This window comes from Erysipelothrix amsterdamensis (assembly GCF_940143175.1).
Lineage (GTDB): Bacteria > Bacillota_I > Bacilli_A > Erysipelotrichales > Erysipelotrichaceae > Erysipelothrix > Erysipelothrix amsterdamensis.
Genome location: NZ_OW659496.1, coordinates 1,737,038 through 1,756,329 on the forward strand (window position 1 = coordinate 1,737,038; position 19,292 = coordinate 1,756,329).

At 37.9% G+C, this 19,292-nt stretch carries 16 protein-coding genes; 1 reads left to right on the forward strand and 15 read right to left on the reverse strand.

Annotated elements, in window-relative coordinates; translation table 11 throughout:
- From NMG63_RS08300 to NMG63_RS08350, 11 genes are all read right to left on the reverse strand, one after another.
- Entirely contained in the window at positions 1 to 501 is a 501-nt protein-coding gene (locus NMG63_RS08300; protein WP_254006936.1) for a GNAT family N-acetyltransferase, read from the reverse strand.
- Positions 502 to 527: 26 nt separating this feature from the next.
- Positions 528 to 1,475, reverse strand: coding sequence for a DNA-binding protein WhiA (gene whiA / locus NMG63_RS08305; protein WP_254006937.1), 948 nt, complete (start codon positions 1,473 to 1,475; stop codon positions 528 to 530).
- Positions 1,454 to 2,413 carry a gluconeogenesis factor YvcK family protein gene (locus tag NMG63_RS08310; protein ID WP_254006938.1) on the reverse strand — a complete coding sequence of 320 codons (960 nt, stop codon included), beginning with the start codon at positions 2,411 to 2,413 and terminating at the stop codon, positions 1,454 to 1,456. Before NMG63_RS08310 ends, whiA begins: the two co-directional genes overlap by 22 nt.
- Positions 2,413 to 3,273 (reverse strand): RNase adapter RapZ, encoded by an 861-nt coding sequence (gene rapZ, locus NMG63_RS08315; protein ID WP_123170976.1) that lies wholly within the window; start codon positions 3,271 to 3,273, stop codon positions 2,413 to 2,415. The genes NMG63_RS08310 and rapZ overlap by 1 nt, the downstream gene beginning before the upstream one ends.
- Positions 3,274 to 3,311: 38 nt before the next feature.
- Positions 3,312 to 4,247: an NAD(P)/FAD-dependent oxidoreductase gene (locus tag NMG63_RS08320; protein ID WP_254006939.1), complete on the reverse strand. Its 936-nt coding sequence runs from the start codon at positions 4,245 to 4,247 to the stop codon at positions 3,312 to 3,314.
- Entirely contained in the window at positions 4,226 to 5,686 is a 1,461-nt protein-coding gene (lgt, locus tag NMG63_RS08325) for a prolipoprotein diacylglyceryl transferase (RefSeq protein ID WP_254006940.1), read from the reverse strand. Before lgt ends, NMG63_RS08320 begins: the two co-directional genes overlap by 22 nt.
- Positions 5,679 to 6,632, reverse strand: coding sequence for an HPr(Ser) kinase/phosphatase (gene hprK / locus NMG63_RS08330; RefSeq protein ID WP_254006941.1), 954 nt, complete (start codon positions 6,630 to 6,632; stop codon positions 5,679 to 5,681). Before hprK ends, lgt begins: the two co-directional genes overlap by 8 nt.
- Before the next feature lie 3 nt (positions 6,633 to 6,635).
- Positions 6,636 to 9,461 carry an excinuclease ABC subunit UvrA gene (uvrA, locus tag NMG63_RS08335; protein ID WP_254006942.1) on the reverse strand — a complete coding sequence of 942 codons (2,826 nt, stop codon included), beginning with the start codon at positions 9,459 to 9,461 and terminating at the stop codon, positions 6,636 to 6,638.
- A gap of 54 nt (positions 9,462 to 9,515) precedes the next feature.
- A complete protein-coding gene (locus tag NMG63_RS08340) occupies positions 9,516 to 10,364 on the reverse strand; it encodes an aminoglycoside 6-adenylyltransferase (protein ID WP_254006943.1) in 849 nt (282 codons plus the stop codon).
- 170 nt (positions 10,365 to 10,534) lie between these two features.
- Complete coding sequence (uvrB, locus tag NMG63_RS08345; protein WP_254006944.1) at positions 10,535 to 12,526, reverse strand: excinuclease ABC subunit UvrB; 1,992 nt, start codon at positions 12,524 to 12,526, stop codon at positions 10,535 to 10,537.
- Positions 12,516 to 14,021: a S41 family peptidase gene (locus tag NMG63_RS08350; protein ID WP_254007442.1), complete on the reverse strand. Its 1,506-nt coding sequence runs from the start codon at positions 14,019 to 14,021 to the stop codon at positions 12,516 to 12,518. Before NMG63_RS08350 ends, uvrB begins: the two co-directional genes overlap by 11 nt.
- A gap of 147 nt (positions 14,022 to 14,168) precedes the next feature.
- Here NMG63_RS08350 and NMG63_RS08355 point away from each other — a divergent pair, with 147 nt between their 5' ends.
- Positions 14,169 to 14,720, forward strand: a complete 552-nt coding sequence (locus NMG63_RS08355; protein WP_254006945.1) for an LOG family protein — start codon at positions 14,169 to 14,171, stop codon at positions 14,718 to 14,720.
- 54 nt (positions 14,721 to 14,774) lie between these two features.
- Here the strand turns inward: NMG63_RS08355 and NMG63_RS08360 are convergent, their stop codons facing one another.
- The 4 genes from NMG63_RS08360 to ftsE all read right to left on the reverse strand — a co-directional run bounded on the left by NMG63_RS08360 (position 14,775) and on the right by ftsE (position 19,244).
- On the reverse strand, positions 14,775 to 16,250 hold the full coding sequence (locus NMG63_RS08360; RefSeq protein WP_254006946.1) for a murein hydrolase activator EnvC family protein: 1,476 nt from the start codon (positions 16,248 to 16,250) through the stop codon (positions 14,775 to 14,777).
- A 105-nt stretch (positions 16,251 to 16,355) separates the two neighbouring features.
- On the reverse strand, positions 16,356 to 17,660 hold the full coding sequence (locus NMG63_RS08365) for a murein hydrolase activator EnvC family protein (protein WP_254006947.1): 1,305 nt from the start codon (positions 17,658 to 17,660) through the stop codon (positions 16,356 to 16,358).
- Positions 17,657 to 18,562 carry a permease-like cell division protein FtsX gene (gene ftsX, locus NMG63_RS08370; RefSeq protein WP_115355107.1) on the reverse strand — a complete coding sequence of 302 codons (906 nt, stop codon included), beginning with the start codon at positions 18,560 to 18,562 and terminating at the stop codon, positions 17,657 to 17,659. Before ftsX ends, NMG63_RS08365 begins: the two co-directional genes overlap by 4 nt.
- Complete coding sequence (ftsE, locus tag NMG63_RS08375; RefSeq protein ID WP_003774426.1) at positions 18,555 to 19,244, reverse strand: cell division ATP-binding protein FtsE; 690 nt, start codon at positions 19,242 to 19,244, stop codon at positions 18,555 to 18,557. The genes ftsX and ftsE overlap by 8 nt, the downstream gene beginning before the upstream one ends.
- Positions 19,245 to 19,292: the final 48 nt, after the last annotated feature.

Sequence of the window (19,292 nt, forward strand, 5' to 3'; positions counted from 1 at the left end):
TCACATAATGTCTGTTTGGAGGAGAGAATAGATGCAAATATCGATGTACTGTCCCGCTTCATACTCCGCTTGGCGCAGAGTTCCTTCGTATTTAAAACCGGTCTTCTCTAAAAGACGAATACAGCCTTTATTCTCCGGACAAACTTTAACTTGGAGACGATTATAGTATTTGAAATTGAATGCATAATCGATAGCGTATTGTAATGCTTCGGACAGAATCCCTTGATTCCAATATTCGTATTTTAATTTAAAACTCACTTCGATGCAGTTAAAATCAAGATCATAATTATAACACCCTACATCACCAATATAATGATCCATTTCATCGGAAATAACCCAACGAAAGCCATCTAAACTTGTCTCTGATTCTTTAAATCGATGGATTTCATTGAGCGCCTCGTCAATGCTTTCAAAACGACCCATGCCATAATATTTTGTAACACGATCGTCACACATTATATTATAGAGTTCACCGGCATCCGAATCTCTAGCGTCTCTCAAGTTAAATTTTACACCTTGGTAATGCATTATGATGCTTCCTCTTGATCCAATTTATCAGCTAATTCGATTAACTTTTTAAAACGGTGTTGCAGCCCCGATTTACTAATCGTTGCGCTATGCTCCGCTTCATAATGTTCAATAAGTTCGTTTAAACTTGCTTCAGGATGATTCATTCGTAGGTCACCCACCTGAATTAACCGATCTTCGAGTTGATTATAACGATTGTGTTCGATAAGTTTATAGATTGCATCTAATTGTTGACTGCCCGCTTTAATGGTTTTAACTTCATTCGCAACCTCGCAATTATCAAGTCGGGTTAATGAATTCTTAAAATCGCGTTGAATTCTTATATCTTCAAATTCAAGTGTATTCACATGAGCTCCGGTAATTTTTAAGAAATCCGCAATTTGGTCTGCAGCTTTCACATAAACAACTTGCCGATTGCGTCTTGAGGTAATTTTAGCGGAGATATCAAAACGATTTAAGAGTTTTTGTAAATAGAGAGCGAGTTCCTCTCCTTCACAGGTAATTTCCATATGATAATTCGCTGTTGTGGGCGCATTAATGCTTCCACTCGCAAGAAACGCACCTGCAAGATAAGCTCGTGCACAACATTCTTTAAGTGTAATTACGCTGTACGGGGTGTTCCGCATTCCTTTTGATGAATAAATTCCTAGGTCTTCTAAGATTTCCATACCCCGATCCATTACGCGTAAGATATATACGTTATTCTTTTTTAATTTTTGCTTTTTCACAACAGTTAAATCAATTTCAACCTGGTAACGTTCTTTCAAAAGTGAAAACAATCGTTTCGCGATCGCCGCATTTTCAATCTCTATTTGAATTTGCATCCGTTTGTTAGCGATTATAAGATTTGAGTTAATTTGTAAGAAGGCAGATAAAAAAGCACGTTCACAGCACTCGTGATAGATGTTTGTAGATATTTCATGTTTTACTTCACTGCTAAAGGACATCCAATCACCTCCAATATTTCATAAAAACCTTCACGCACACGATCATGATCATGACGGATTTTCCCATTTTCAAAACTTAATAAGTTTTGATCGACAACGGTATAGGTATGAACCATACTTCTAAAGTATATTGGATGGGAATCTTCGTTCTCATAATTTTGAATCACATCCGTAGGAATTTCGTCAATACATCGAACAACAAGATCAATCGGTTTTTCGATATGCTTCACAATCGCATTAACGTGATCTTCACCACTATAACCATCTGTTTCACCCGGTTGACTCATCGCGTTACAGTAATACACTATTTTCCCTGTACTTTCTTGTAGTGCCTCTTTGATCTCGGGAATAATGATATTAGGTAGTATTGATGTATACAAAGACCCTACACCGAGCAAAATTACATCTGCTTCCAAAATCGCTTTAATGGCTTTATCCGTTGCATGAACCGGCTCGTCATAGTAAACGCAATCGATTGAGTTTGCATATTTAGGGATGTTAGATTCTCCTCGGACAATCGTTCCGTCCTCCATACGTGCGCATAACGTGATCGTTTCTTCGGATGAAGGAATGATATCTCCCATTACATTTAAGACTTTAGATACGGATGCGACTGCATCCATGAAATCTCCGGTTGTGTCCGTGAGTGCTGTTAGGATTAAGTTTCCCAGATTGTGACCTGCAAGTGTAGACCGCGAATCTTTACTGAAACGGTAGTTCATGATTTGAGATAGTAAGTTCTCGGACTCAGCCAATGCGAGCATCACATTTCGTATATCACCCATTGCCGGAACATTAAAATCTTCTCGTAAACGACCCGTACTCCCACCATCATCTGCCACCGTAACAATAGCACTGAGTTCGATTGAATCAATATGTTTTAACCCTCTTAAAAGCGCTGACTGTCCTTTACCGCCACCAACAACTGCGACCTTCATTACTCTTTGTCCTCAGGCATGTCACGGTGGTCTTTAAGTGTGTTATATTGCTTATCATAATTTTCATAAAGCCAATTAACGATGGAAACAGATCGATGTTGCCCACCGGTACATCCAATCGCAACTGTTAATAAGTGTTTTGATTCTTCAATATAACGTTCAAACGCATAATCTAAAAATTGGGTTAGGTATTTTAAGAACTCTTGGGTTTTTTCATCGTTAATAACGTAATCAAATACAGGTTTATCATTCCCTGTCATCGATCGCAAAGACTCTTCCCAATATGGATTGTTTAAGAATCGCACATCAAAAACAAGGTCTGCATCCATCGGCAAGCCTTTACGATACCCAAAGGATATGAAACTCAGCGACAATGATTGGTTTCCTTCAATTTTGAAGAATCGTTTAATTCTTGATGTTAGGTTTTGTTGTGTTAAAAATGTTGTGTCGATGATAATTGATGCACGTGATTTAATGTTTGAAAATTGTTCAATTTCCGCATCGATTGCTTCTTCAAGTCCATTTGCTAAATTCGCAACGATTAATGGATGGTTGCGACGATTATATTTGTAGCGTAATAGAAGCTGCTCTTTGCTCGCATCTAAAAACAACACAATTAATTCGCATTCTGAGTTTTTAAATGTACGGTAGAAAATATCAAAATCCGCTGCATTAACACTTAACGCTAAATTACTGTATGTTCCATCCTTCATTGCTTCGATATCTTTGACAAGATCTTCGATCATAAATACAGGAAAACGATCAATACAATGATACCCCATGTCTTCTAAAACGGCCATGGCACTTGTTTTCCCTGCACCCGATAGACCTGTTACTAAAACTACTTTTTGTTTTTCCATGTTCCACCTCTTACCCCAATTATAACAAAAATCTAAGGCTATGCCTTAGATTTAAGATCTTGTATATAGTGAAATGCATTTTGCGCCGCAATTGCTCCATCACTTGTTGCTGTAACAATTTGACGTAAATGTTTTTGAATAACATCCCCTGCTCCAAAAATACCTGGAATTGCAGTTTCAAGTTGGTTATTAACGATCAAATAACCTTCGTTATCGAGAACATTTAAATCTTTTAAGAACCCTGTTGCTGGAATCGCTCCAATATAAGGGAAGACGCCATCTGTATCAATTACAAGTGGCTCTCCAGTTTCAACATGTTCAAACTTCATACCTGTTAACTTCCCATCGTTATCGATGTAGTCCACTGGAATATGTTTTTTAATGATATTAATTTTTTCGTTATTAAATACTTGGCGTTGCGCTGAATCATCACCACGGAACACATCTCTTCGAATCACAAGATTAACTTCATTGGCAAACTGTGTTAAATAGACAGCCTCTTCAAGTGCGGAGTTTCCTCCACCAATAACAACTACTTTTTTATCTCTAAAGAATGCTCCATCACACACAGCACAATAAGATAGACCATGACCCAAGAGTGCATCATCTTTTTCAAATCCTAATGTACGTTCGTTTGTCCCTGTTGCCACAATCACAACATGGGCACGGTATTCTGAACCATCTTCAGTTTTGATTACTTTAAATTCCCCTTCATCAACAATGCCATTCACATTCCCATAAAGGTATTCTGTACCATAAGCGGTTGAGTGTTCAAACATCTTCATTGATAAATCAACACCCGCAATATTATCCACACCTGGATAATTTTGGACCAAGTCCGTTTTAATCATTTTTCCACCGGGAGCTTCCGATTCCAACATTGCTGTTTTCAAGCCTGCACGTCCTGCATAAACGGCTGCTGTTAAACCTGCTGGACCCGCTCCAATAATGATTACATCATAGTTATTGTCCATTCGTGATCCTCCTTCAATATTTCTTTGATTTCCATTAAATCCGAAATCATACGATTCGGTTTACTTTCTTCTAAATCCTTCTCACGTATTTTATCAAATACATATCCGATAGTAAACGAACCTGCCCGCTGTCCAGCGAGAATATCTGAAGCAGTATCTCCAACATATATTAATTGTCCACGATCTGCATTCATCAATTCAAGTGCCTTATCGATGCCTGCTGGATCGGGTTTAACCGGTTCAAATAAATCACAGCCTAATACGACTTCAAAAAGTTCGGGTTTAATTCCTGTAACTTTCATTCCGAGTTCAAGGGTTGATGTGATTTTGTTTGAAACAATACCCATTCGATATCCTTCATTTTTTAAATCTTCTAATAGCTCTATGGCGTGTTCCATAGGAACAACATAGGTTTCATGTAATTCATGATTAATTCGTCGGTACTCTTGAATAATGGCGTCGATTTCTTCTTCTTCAAAGTATTTACTAAACGTATCGTGAAGTGTCGGTCCGAGGAATGTTTTCATTTCTTGTTCTTCCAGTTGGTATTCGGGTTTGTATATTTCGAACACGCGACGGAACGTTTCTAGAATACATGATTGGGTATTGGCGATGGTTCCATCAAAATCGAATAAGATAATCGGTTTTCGACGTTCCAAGTATTTCTTAAAGCAGCCCATATATCCCGCAACACCAACAATTACAAATATAATTGAAATAAATTGCGCAACGCGAATCGGTCCAAACATCAGACTGTCTGATCTAAACCCTTCAATAATGAAACGTGTTGCACCATACCACATCATATATGCGAAGGTTAAATCACCACGTTTAATTTTACTTAATCGTTTAAGTACAAAAACAATAAGAATCCACCCTATAATGTTTGCGACACTTTCATAGAAAAATGTAGGTTGACGGAAAGCACCATCAATAAACATCATGTCTTTAAACCACATAGGGAAATGATTATAGAAGCTTTCTTGGACGACACGTCCATAGGCTTCTTTATTCATAAAATTACCCCAGCGCCCAATTGCTTGAGCGAGTAATATATTTGGAATAATTAAATCAGCCCACTGTATAAAATTAAGACGACGGCGTTTGGTAAACCAGTAACCGAAAGCGACCCCCGCAATCAAGCCTCCTTGAATTGCAAGACCACCTTCATGAATCGCGAAGATACGTAACGGTTGAGCAAGGTATGTTTTAAATTCAAAAAATAAAACATACCAAATACGCGCGCCTAGAAAACCGGCGATGAGCGAACCCATAAATAAATCTTCAATATCGTCTTTCTTATAACCCACCTTTAGTAAGTTACGTTGACTTATATAATATGCAAGAAATGCACCCGTCATAATCAAAATTGCATACCACGCAATGCTTACAGGGCCAATCTGCACGAATGTTTGAGTATTTGGAAAAAACTTAATCATCAACATGCTCCTTTGCTTGACGTTTAATAAAATCCATTACGCGCTCGTCAAAAATCTCTGCGCTATTAATTCCTCGTTGCTTAAGCATATGATCACGCACTGCTGATTCAACGAGCACAGCCATATTACGACCCTCTTTAACAGGGAACACCAAATGCGGAATTTGTAATCCTAATGCTTCATAGGGTAACTGTTCTTCGATTCCCGCTCTTAAATATTGCTGATTATCATCCCATTTTGTAAACTCAATTACAAAATTTATTTCTTCTTGTTCAAGATAGGATCGTACACCAAACATCTGACTTACATCAATGATTCCAATTCCACGAATTTCAAGCATGCTCCGTAGTAACTCGGGTGCAGTCCCAATTATTTTATCTTTAACACGGGTAATATCAACACGATCATCGGCGATCAATGCATGACCACGCAATACCAGTTCAAGTGCTACCTCACTTTTACCCATGCCACTTTCACCAATAATAAGTACGCCTTTACCAAAAACGTTCATTAATACACCGTGAACATTCCCTGTAGGGGCCAATACTTCATCCAAGAACGTAACGATTTCCACCATGATATCGGAACTTGGTCGTTCTGTAACAAACACTGGAAAGTTCTTTTGATTCGCTACTTTACAAAGTGTTGGTGGACATGGGTTTCCACCTGTAATCAAAGCAAATGGTGTTTCTTCGTTAAGTATTGTACCAAAGCGTTCTTCTTGCTCTGATTCATCAAGTGTTTTGATAAATGATGATTCTTTATTACCGATAATAACAACACGCTTCGGTTCTGCATGGGCATAGAACCCTGTTAATTCAAGACCTGGTCTATTTGTATTTGGGAGCGTAATTCGTCTTCTTAATGATTCACGATCACCTGCTACTTGTTCGAACCCGAAATGGTCAACAAGGGTCTTAACACTACACGATACTCTTTCTTCCATAAACTACCCCTTTTCTAATACCCCTTTGAGATAATGTCCTGTATAACTATTTTCAACTTGAGCGATGTCTTCAGGTGTACCACAGGCAACAAGCGTACCGCCGCCTTCGCCACCTTCTGGACCTAAATCAATCACATAGTCTGCATTTTTAATAACATCTAGGTTATGTTCAATAACAACAACGGTATCACCATTTTCCACAATACGTTGTAATACACCAGTTAGTTTTTCCACATCGTAGCTGTGTAAACCTGTTGTAGGTTCATCTAAAACAAACATAGTCTTACCCGTTGATGGTCTTTGGAGTTCACTTGCAAGTTTAACACGTTGTGCTTCTCCACCTGATAATGTGGTTGCTGATTGACCCAATTTGATGTATCCAAGCCCAACATCTTGTAACGTTTCAAGACCCTTACGAATTTTTGAAATTGGCGCAAAGAACTCAGTTGCTTGATCAATACTCATATCAAGAATATCAAAAATTGTTTTTTCTTTATAATGTACTTGAAGTGTTTCATCGTTATATCGTTTACCGTCGCATTCACTACATTTCACAAATACATCTGGTAAAAAGTGCATTGATATCCGCTTCACACCATCACCCTTACACATTTCACAGCGGCCTCCCGCCACATTAAACGAAAATCGACCTTTATCGTATCCACGCATTTTCGCTTCAGGCGTTTTCGCAAACAAATCACGAATATCATCAAATACTCCCGTATATGTTGCGGGGTTTGAACGTGGTGTCCGTCCGATTGGATTTTGATCAATCGTAATTAATTTATCGATATTTTCAAGACCTTTAATTTTCTTATGCTTACCTGGTTTCACACGCTGTTTTCCAAGTGCATGATATACTGTCTTACTTAAAACTTCATTTACAAGCGATGACTTACCACTGCCACTTACACCCGTAACTGCAATGAATGTACCAAGTGGAAACTTAACATTGATTCCTTTGAGGTTATTTTCTTCTGCACCCATAATTTCAATTTTCTTTTTATTACCTTTACGGCGTTTTTTAGGTGTAGGTATTCTTCGTTTTCCACTGAGATACTGACCCGTAATGGAATCTTCGTTTTCTAAAATAGACGCAAGGGGTCCGTTTGCAATAACTTCTCCACCTAAAGCACCCGCACCCGGACCAATATCCACAATCCAGTCTGCTGCTTCCATTGTTTCCTCATCGTGTTCAACAACGATAAGTGTATTTCCAAGATCACGCATGTTTTTTAAAGTTTCGATAAGCCGTGCATTATCACGCTGATGCAGTCCGATGGATGGTTCATCTAAAACATAGAGAACCCCGGTCAGACGCGAACCAATTTGCGTAGCAAGTCGAATTCTTTGCGACTCGCCTCCGGAAAGACTTCCAGCGATACGGTCCAAAGTTAAATATTCAAGCCCAACATCTTTTAGGAATGTAAGACGAGAGACAATTTCTTTAATCACCAGTTCCGCGATATTCGCCTTCATTTCGTCGAGTTCTAGACGATCCATGAAGTGAAGTGCATCTCCAATGGATTGTTCCGTAAATTGACTGATGTTTAATTCACCGACACGCACACTTAAAGCTTCTTGATTGAGACGGGCACCATGACACTCAGAACACACTGCTTCACCCATAAATGATCCATACCATTCACGTGATGATGAAGATGTTGTATCACGATGACGACGTTCAATAAGACTTACAACCCCTTCAATGGGTTCATTACGATGAAAACTATTACCAGAACGAGACTCGATAACATATTTAACCGGAACAATACTTCCATAAAGTAAAATATCCATTTGCTTTTTCGTAAGTTTACTAATTGGTTTATCCACATCTACTTTTGCGAATTGTATAAGATGTTCAAAAGTCTGCCATTCAATGTTTTGAGAATTAACGATGTTTTTATAGTAGCGAATTCCGCCCTCTGCAATTGATAAACTTGGGTCTGGTATTAAAAATTCAAGGTCCACTGATTGGGTCATTCCTAAACCATTACAGTTATGGCATGCTCCCATGGGTGAATTAAAGGAAAAAAGACGAGGTTCAATGGATGCGATACTAAATCCACATTCAGGACAGGCAAAATTACTTGAAAACACCATGTTTTCTTCACCATTCTTCACAAGAACAACGCCATCACTCAGTTTCAGCGCTGTCTCTAACGAATCACTGAGTCGGTAACGACTGTCTTCTTTTTTCACAATACGGTCAATCACAACTTCGATATCATGGCGATTATTTTTCTCAAGTGTCACTTCTTCATCAAGCATCACTAAAGCACCATCGATATACGTACGTACATAACCTTCTTTTCGAAGACTATCCAATAACTCTCGGTGCTCTCCCTTTTGTGCCTTCACAACAGGTGCCAAGATTTCTAAACGCGTTTTATCTTCAAGCAACATAATACGATCAACCATTTGTTTGATCGTTTGTGATGTGATTTCAACATTATGGATTGGGCAATAAGGAATACCCACCCGAGCATACAAAAGACGCAAGTAATCATAAATCTCTGTTACAGTTCCTACTGTAGAACGGGGATTATTACTTGTCGTTTTTTGATCAATTGCGATGGATGGAGAAAGCCCCTCAATTAATTCAACATCGGGCTTTTCCATATTACCTAAGAACTGGCGTGCGTATGAACTAAGCGATTCAACATAACGGCGTTGACCTTCAGCATAAATCGTATCGAACGCTAAACTCGTTTTACCAGAACCGGACAAACCAGTCATAATTACAAGTTTATCTCTAGGAATTTCAAGGCTTATATTTTTTAGATTATTTTCTTTTGCACCTTTAATGATAATTTTATTGTTTTCCATATCTCTCACCTACTGAACAAATTATAACATGTTTCTTGTTTCCGCAATACCGCTTTACTCATCGTTAATCTGTTTTAAGACATAAGTTGAAACATCATGATATTCATGACGATCATATACAAACGTTCCATAATCTCCCACCCGATCAGCCACAACTGAAAAGATAGTCAACATCGATTCCAAAACTACAATACACTGCTCTTTTGAACTTAAATTATACGTCGCAAGCACCTTATCCCACATACTTGAGCTGATATATCGATCAAGATATTTGAAATTTTTCCCAACACTAATCGAAAAGTCAGTTTCAAAACCAACTTGCCAAGTAATCATTTGAAGAAGCATTTGACGCATCGATGCGAGATGGTCCATCGCATAAATCGGCTCATGACGTTTGATACCTTTCACGACATAAAATGATAACCATAACATCTCATTAATACAATCACGATATTTCTGTTCATTTGGTTTTTCAATCCAATAGTCACGATCTGTTGCCGGTATAACTCCCGATATAATGGAATCCTTATCCAGAATTATTTCTACGAGGTGGTCTTCCTGAAGGTAGGCTTCTAAATTTTCAATAGCGATAAAGGTAAAGTCGATACGAACTCCATCTTCAAATTGAACCAAATAATGATAGTCGCGTGATTTTAACTGTCCAAACAGCGTGAAATCATCCGGTCTTTGCATCATAAGGACTTTCCCAAAAGGTTCTAACCAAGACTGATGATTGATATAATATTCTAAATTATCCACAATGAATGCAATATCATAATCTTGCATCAAATCTTTCTCAATTTTTTTATTCACTCTTGAACCATTCATTGCGACAATTCGAATATGTTGACTCAATTTTGCTTGATCCAAAATCAGTGTCATTATTTCAGTTTCTGTTCGCATAGTCCGCCTCCTTGTGATAATAAGTAATTATCAATTTAAAGAAATCCTAAAAAGCAATTTCATTCATCTCTGCACATATACACGATTTCGATTAAAACGCTGTAACACTTTATATCATCTATTATCTCACGAGTACGCACAAACTACAAAAAAGACCAAGTTACCTTGGTCTATAAGCTTGCTTTCATCTCCATAACAATATCGCGGAGTTGAGCTGCTCTTTCAAAATCAAGAAGCGCTGCTGCTTCTCGCATTTCTTTTTCGAGGCGTTGGATAAGCTCATCCACAGCTTTTTTATCCTTACGTTTGCCTTTATTGTTACGAATACGATGTGTTAACGCTGCGGTTTCTTTACCTGCTATGACATCGCGTATTTCTTTTTTAATCGTTTGTGGTGTAATACCATGTTTCTCATTATACGCAATCTGAATATCACGTCTTCGTTTTGTTTCTTCAATCGTCTTTTTCATCGAATCCGTAATGCGATCTGCATACATGATTACATGACCATTTGAATTTCGAGCTGCACGACCTACAATTTGAACCAATGAACGGTATGAGCGGAGGAATCCCTCTTTATCGGCGTCAAGAATTGCAATTAAACTGACTTCAGGAAGATCTAGTCCTTCTCTTAAAAGGTTAATTCCAACCACCACATCATATTTCCCTAAACGCAAATCTCTAAGAATTTCAATGCGCTCAAGTGTCTTCGTTTCATGATGAAGATAGGCTACTTTAATACCCGTTTCTAAAAGGTAATTGGTTAAATCTTGAGCCATTTTAACGGTGAGAGTTGTAATTAAAACACGTTCATCACGTTCGCGACGTTCTAAAATTTGATCAATTAAGTCATCAACCTGACCCTGACTTTTTTTAATTTCGATTGTGGGATCTAAAAGACCCGTAGGGCGAATAATCTGCTCGACAACCTGATGATTTACCTTTTCAAGTTCATAATCACCGGGAGTCGCGGAAACATATATTGTTTGTTTTTGAACACTCGTAAATTCTTCGAAAGTCATTGGACGGTTATTCATTGCACTTGGCAATCGGAACCCATACTCTACAAGTGTGCGCTTACGAGACTGATCCCCATTATACATTCCTCTAACTTGAGGTAGTGAAACGTGAGACTCATCCACAACAAAGAGATAATCATCTGGGAAATAATCAAAGAGTGTGTAGGGTCTTTGATTAGGATCACGACCGTCAATATGCATTGAGTAGTTTTCCACACCCGAACACATCCCAAATTCTCGTAAAGCCTCAAGATCGTACTCTGTACGTTGTTTAAGTCGTTGGTATTCCACAAGTTTATTCTCAGATTCAAAATAAGCCAAACGCTCATGCAACTCAGCTTCGATTCGATCTGCTGCAGGACGAATTTGATCCATATCCCGAGCATACTGATTCGCAGGGAAAATGTCGTACACTAAATATCCTTCGCGGACATTCCCTGTTATGCGATCCACTTCAACAATACGATCAATTTCATCACCGAAGAACTCAACACGTACTACAATATCATCACGATCACCGCGAACCACTTCAATTACATCACCACGAACTCTAAATGTTCCTACACTTTGTTCCATATCATTACGGATGTATTGACGCTTTACAAGATCTCTCATCAAATCTTCTCGCGTTATTTCTTGACCAACACGCATAACATACAACATTTCTTTATAATAACTTGGATCTGCAGTTGCATAGATACTCGCCACCGATGCAACAATAATGGTATCACGACGTTGTAATACAGAGTTTTGGGCCGCATGGCGAAGCATATCCAACTCTTGATTAATCATCGAACTTTTTTCGATATAAGTATCTGAGCCTGGTAGATAAGCTTCAGGTTGATAATAATCAAAGTTTGAGACAAAGTATTCTACACGATTGTTTGGAAAAAATTCCTTAAACTCCGAATAGAGTTGACCTGCAAGGGTTTTATTATGTACAAAAACAAGCGTAGGTCTGTTTAACTTCGCAATCACTTGACTAACCGTGAAGGTTTTACCCGTTCCCGTAGCCCCTAAAAGAACTTGTTCTTTTTTTCCACTGAGAATCCCTTGAGTAAGTTCTGCGATTGCCTTAACCTGATCACCTTTAGGATCAAATTTAGATACAAGTTCAAATTTATGTTCTTCTTTATTTGCCATTCTTCACAACCTCAATTGCTTTTTGTAACTGAACATCTCGAGCATTGCGATTACTAGACCATTCTGAAACTACAGAACTGTATAACTGTTCTTGGATACTATGATCAATTGTATCATTCGTTTCCAAATTAAGATCTGCTTTATATTTCATCAATGCTTCTGATGTTTTGGTATCATAATATCCGTCTGTTCGACCATTATGATATCCTAAAAATTTTAATGCATTTTGAGTGTAGACAACCGCTTCATGGACTGTATCTACGTGAATTTCTTTGGAATCATCTAACACTACAAAGTTTGTATAGAAAATTGCAGGCAGCTTCACTTCTACATCCGGCTTAATGCCTGTACCGTGAATATTATTTCCCTTTGGTGAATTCCACTTCGCAATTGTAACCTTGAGCGCGCTTTTGTCATTGTATTCGTGCTGTGTTTGAACTGTGCCTTTTCCATAAGAATTAACCCCGACAACCTGAACGCCACGATTTTCTTGAAGCGCGAGCGTTAACACTTCTGAAGCACTCGCTGATTTCTCATTAATAAGCACCGCGATATCTTTGAATGGATATTGATCTTTCTCACTATCTGATACTTTATAAACTTTTTCAGAATTGTTCATAAAATCTTCTTTATAGACAACTTCATCGTTATCGAAGAAAATACGCGCAATATCTTCAATGGCTTGTAGATACCCGCCACCGTTATCACGTAAATCAATCACTAACTTATCCACACCTTGTTCTAAAAATTCATCAAGATAGAGTTTGGTTGCATCCGCAAGATTTTTCCCAAATGAAGATATTTCGATATAGCCGACGCCATCACGAATTTCTCCCCATACAAGCGCATTAATTTTTCCACGCTTAATATCAAATTCTATCGGTTTTTGATCACGCAAGACTTCTACTTTAACCGGTGTTCCTTCTTTTCCCATGATTAATTCTTGAATCTTTTCACGATCAACGGTTTTTATTTCCACACCATCAACTTTAGAGAGAACATCTCCAGCTAAAAGTCCAGCCCCCTCTGCAGGTGACCCTTTAAATACACGTGTGATAATGTTGGCACCATTACCTGCGTAGTATTGAACACCGATACCATCAAAATTCATATTTATAGATTCATTTAAATTATTCATTTCTTCTTGAGTCATGTAAGAGGTATGTTGATCCCCATTCTTCTCAAGCATTCCTTTTATCGCATTATCAATCATTTCAGATTCTGGTTGTTCCATATCTGTTTTAAAGTACCAACTTGCGAGTAAATCACGATAGACACGTTCAAAACGCTCCACGCCGACATGTGCGTCCGTTGGGCCTGCAGCTAAGTTTGAAATTTTATTAAATTGAGTACCAAGTAAAAATGCAACAATAATTACAATTACTATTTTAAAAGCCTTACGTCGTTTTTGTTGGTCTTTTGCTATTTCATCAGGCCATCGATGACGTTCGAGTTTTATACTTACTTTTTTATTTTTATCTTTCAATGAAATCACCTCAATATGGTTATAGTTTACCATAGTCTAAGCATCAAGCGTTAACATAGACTTTGGTAAAAGTAATCTAATATAATCCTAGCATAAGGGAATTAGAATTCAATGTTATAATATTAATAATCACAAATAAATCACGGAGGACAGATTATGAAACGAATTGCAGTTTTTTGCGGATCAAAAATGCCAGAATTACCCATTTATCGCGAGGAAGCTGTTAGACTCGCTAAATATTTTTCAAGTAACGATATTCAGCTTATTTATGGCGGTGCAAAGGTCGGAATTATGGGGCTTATTGCAGATACAATGCTCGATAACGGAGGCTATGTTATCGGTGTGATGCCAAGAGTTCTTGCGGATAAAGAAATTCTCCATGAAGGAATCTCAGAAGCAATACTTGTAAAGTATATGCATGAGCGTAAAGCGACTATGATGGAGATGGCAGATGGATTTATCGCTTTTCCTGGCGGATGTGGCACGATGGAAGAAATCTTTGAAGTAATAACATGGAATCAGATTGGGATTCATCATAAACCCTATGGATTCTTAAATGTGGACCATTACTATGATGGTATTAAAATGTATCTAGATAATGCCGAACGTGTTGGTTTTTCTACTAAAGAACAGATTGACCACATTATTTTCGAATCGCGTTTTGATGATTTTATCCATAAAATGGAATCTCACTTTCCGAAGAAGTAATCGATATTTATCCCAAAATAAAACTGAGCTTAAGAGGCTCAGTTTTATTTTGTTTTAGTAAAGTCCTAGTGTTGATTGCGGATGTAAGCGACATGGTACACCATATCCTTGATCACATCTTCGACCACCACTGCTTGCGGAACCCGTTCCAAAGTTCATAGTACTGTTCTCAGCCCATAGACTCCAGGCATCATAAATGGATCCACCACCCATATTAATTGTTTCCACATGTAAGTGAGGTCCTGTTGACGCTCCCGTATTCCCTGTTAATCCAAGGACTGAACCTGGATGAACAATCTGTCCTTCCGAAACGTATACAGCACTCAAGTGGGCAAATAGAATTCCGTAATTTTGACCGTTAACATGAACCAGGTAAGAGATATAGTTTCCATACCCTCCACCACAGTTCCAATTACCTTCAGAACACCCTGAATTTGTAGCAACAACCATTCCGGTTCCTACAGATCGAGCATTGTTACCGTAATAGACCTCTAAGTCTACACCCATATGAGGTGAACCCCATTCATAAGCCCAAACACTATTTCCAACACGATAAACTCCGGGGTCTAAAGGAAGTGAAAAACCACTGGTTGAACCACCACCTGTAGATCCACCACCTGTAGAACCACCGCCTGTAGAACCTCCTCCACTCGATTCACCACCCGTAGAACCGTTTCCTGAAGATTCTCCCGATGACTCGCCACCATTTGAACCCTCTGAACCTGAATTATTATTGTTTTGTTCTTGCGCAAGTTCATTTGCGAGCTGTTCAGCTAATGCTTTAATTTGACTTTCATGACCCGCATTAACATATTTTATTTCATCAAGTTCATCTTGTAACTCTGCTTCTTGTTTTTGAAGTTCTTTTACAATTTCCTCAACATGTTTCTCATATATTTTTGCAGTTTCTTTTTGAAGTTCAATATCTTCTTTGTGGAGTTTAATTTCTTCGCGTTCAACTTCTTGAAGTTTTTTATCAGCCTCAAGTTCAAGTTTAATCTTGTAAATTGATCGTACTAGTTCTTCATTATAACGTTTGATTGAACTTAACACTTCAAATCGTCGAACGATTTGCGAAAAATCTTCGCCAGTCATCATAAATTCGAAGTAACCATTAACACGCGTTGCGGATTGCGCATTAAGCATATAGGACTTAACCTTAACGTCAGTCTCCTCAATTTTTGCTTGGCGATCATCAATAGATTTTTGCAGTTGCACGATTTGTGCCTCTGAAACACGGATTTCTCCTTCAATTTCTTTGATTTTCGCATCGAGACTAGAAATTTGTTCTTTATATCCACTAAGATTTTTCATTTCCTCAGTTAAGTTTGCCTTAATATCCTTTTGAGATCCTTCAAGCGCACTTAATTTTTTCTTGTTTTCTTCAATTTGTGCGCGTCGTTCTTCTTGTTCTTTTGTCGTCTCTGATGACACAGCAAACACCGTTGTACTAAGAGCAGGTGTTAGCGTTCCACCAAGTACAAACAAGGCAAGAAATATACACAGTCCATTTTTGATTATTTTTTTCATACAATCACTCCTATTTCGTAATAGTGCAGAACTATGAACAAATCATAGACGAGTAGGATCCTAGGCAAAGAAAGTACAAACGGATATTTGTACTTTTTTCTATAATTAAATTCCTAATGTTTGACGTGGATAAAGTCGGCATGGTACACCATAGCCTTGATCACAACGTCGACCACCATAAGAGGCCGGTCCTGTTCCAAATTGAGGGTCACCATTCCAGCGATTCCAAGCATCTAGAACTGTTCCAGGTCCCATGTCAATGGTCTCAACATGAAGATGTGGTCCAGTTGAAGCACCTGTGTTTCCAGAATATCCAATTAGACTTCCAGCGGAAACAACTTGATTTCGTGATACAGATACGCTCGATAGATGGGCCACAAGAATACCGTAGTTATGTCCCCCTACATTTACAATATAAGAAATGTAGTTTCCATATCCACCACCACAACTCCAGTTACCTTGATAACATCCGGAATTGGTTGAAACAATAAGTCCATTACCAACCGCAAATACCGATGTCCCCTGATTAACACCTAAGTCAACACCAGCATGAGCACTGCCACCATATTCAGCAGGATAATGCCAAACATCAGCCGTTACGTCAAATGAACCTGAAGGAAGCGGAAGTGTAAACCCATTACCGCCTGTTCCAGGCGTAGATGGAATTTGCATTTGTTTAATCTTTTCTTCATCTTCTTTATTCTTATCATTGATGCTTGCGATTTGTTCCTGAGCTTCTTTTTCTTTTTGGTGAAGTTCAGAAATAACAGCACGAACACGTTCTTCAAGAAGTTTCGCTTCTTCCTTTTGTAGTTCCGAAGCTTCCTTGCGAAGTACAATTGCTTGTTTTTCTTCTTCTTGTTTTGCTTTATCCGCTTCTAACTCAGCTTTTATTTCATTCATTTCACGAATTAAATCTTCATTATAACGTTTGATGGCTCCCATACCTTCGAGACGACGAACCATCTCAGCAAAGTCTTCAGCACCCATTACAAATTCAAAGTATCCATTTACACGGGTAGAAGATTGGGCATTGACCATATAGCCCTTAACCTTTTCTTCCGTTTCTTTAATCTTTTTTGCTCTTTCTTCAATACTTGCTTGAAGGCGTTTAATTTCTTCTTCAGAAGTTGCGATTGCTGTCTTCATAGACTCAATTTCAGCTTCTAGATTTTTGATTTGTTGGCGATAATCGTCCAACTTAGCGACTTCTTCAGAAAGTTGTTCTTTAATATTAGCCTGTTTCGACTTTTGCGCCTCGAGCTCTTTTTCACGTTCGGCAATTGAATTTTCAAGCGATTCAATATCTTCAGCGTAAATTGGGACCGTTACAAAAACAGGTGCCAACACCCCAGCAAGCATTAATACAACTACTAATATGATTATAACATTTCTGAAAATTTTTTTCATCGTGACCACCTTAAGAATTTACCTACTGAGAAGAGACTTCCCAATGCTCCTACAACGATTCCAATTAAAGCGAGAATCCCTGAGATTTGTAGTGATAATGGATAGACCGCAACCAATTTAAACATTTGCGAAATTAGAATACCGCCTGTTGCTTGATATAAGTATTGATATCCAAATATCGATATAACAATTGGAATTATTGCTCCCAATAATCCAATTACCATCCCCTCGATGATAAACGGCCAACGGATGTACCAATTGGTTGCTCCGACCGTTCTCATAATACTAATTTCACGACGACGTGAATGAATTGATACACGAATCGTATTTGAAATTAAAAATACTGCAATCACAGCAAGTGTGACTACGATAATAAATCCAACATTTCGAACTTGTTCAAGCATACCAAGGAAATCAGTCGTTCCACTTCCACCGTAACTTGTTTTGTATACACCTTCGATTTTCGCAATTTTATTTGATAAATCTTTAATTTCATCACCTGATTTTGCATTGATCAAAAAGGCATTTAACATCGGATTGTTTTCACCACGATACCCACCATAAAGGCTTTCTGCATCTTCTGAATCATTGGCTCTAATAAATGCATCCAGTTCATTTTCTTTTGAAGAGAACTTAACATCTAAAACTTCGGGTAATTGTTCAATCTGTTTTTGAATCTCATTAATCTGTGACTTTTCTTCAAAATCATTTGAAATCTGAGCATGAATTTGAACACTTTGCTCCATTGATCTTGTGATTGTACTAATATTTACACTTAAAAATAGAAATATAGACATTAATAACAGTGTCACAGTAACTGATGAAATACTTGATAGTGATAATGCAAAGTGTCGTGTAACACCTGTAATACCATCTTTGATATGACGCCAGACTCTACCCATGGTTGATATATCCTCCCGCAGTCAAATCAGCCACTAAGTGACCTTCATCTAAAGCAATTGTACGTTTTTTATTTTTATTAACAATTTCAACATCGTGTGTGACCATTACGACTGTTGTTGCTTCTTCTTGATTAATACGTTCTAATAAATGAATAATTTCCGTGGATTTATCTGGATCAAGATTTCCTGTAGGCTCATCACAAATTAAAACCTTAGGTCTATTTGCAATAGCTCGGCCAATGGCAACACGTTGTTGTTGACCTCCTGATAATTCATTTGGATACGCATTTGCTTTTTCAGTTAAATCAACAAGTCTTAAAACTTCTCGTACGCGCTTACGCAATTCAACGCGTGGCGTGTTTACAACTTCAAGTGCAAAAGCAATATTTTCAAATACTGTTTTACGTTCTAATAATTTAAAGTCCTGAAATACTACTCCGATATGTCGTCGATACAACGGCACTTTCGAGTGTTTTAATTTACCTACATTAAATTTCCCAACTTTTACGGTCCCTTTCGTAGGTATTTCTTCACCATTTAAAAGACGAATCATCGTTGATTTCCCTGAACCTGTTGGTCCAATAATATAAACAAATTCGCCTTGTTCAATTCCAAGATTAATATTATAGAGCGCGTTAACACCGTTTTTATACTGTTTTGATACATTTTCGAAATATAACATCGATCAACTCACTCCTTTTATCATGTGTTATTATACCACACCGTTTAT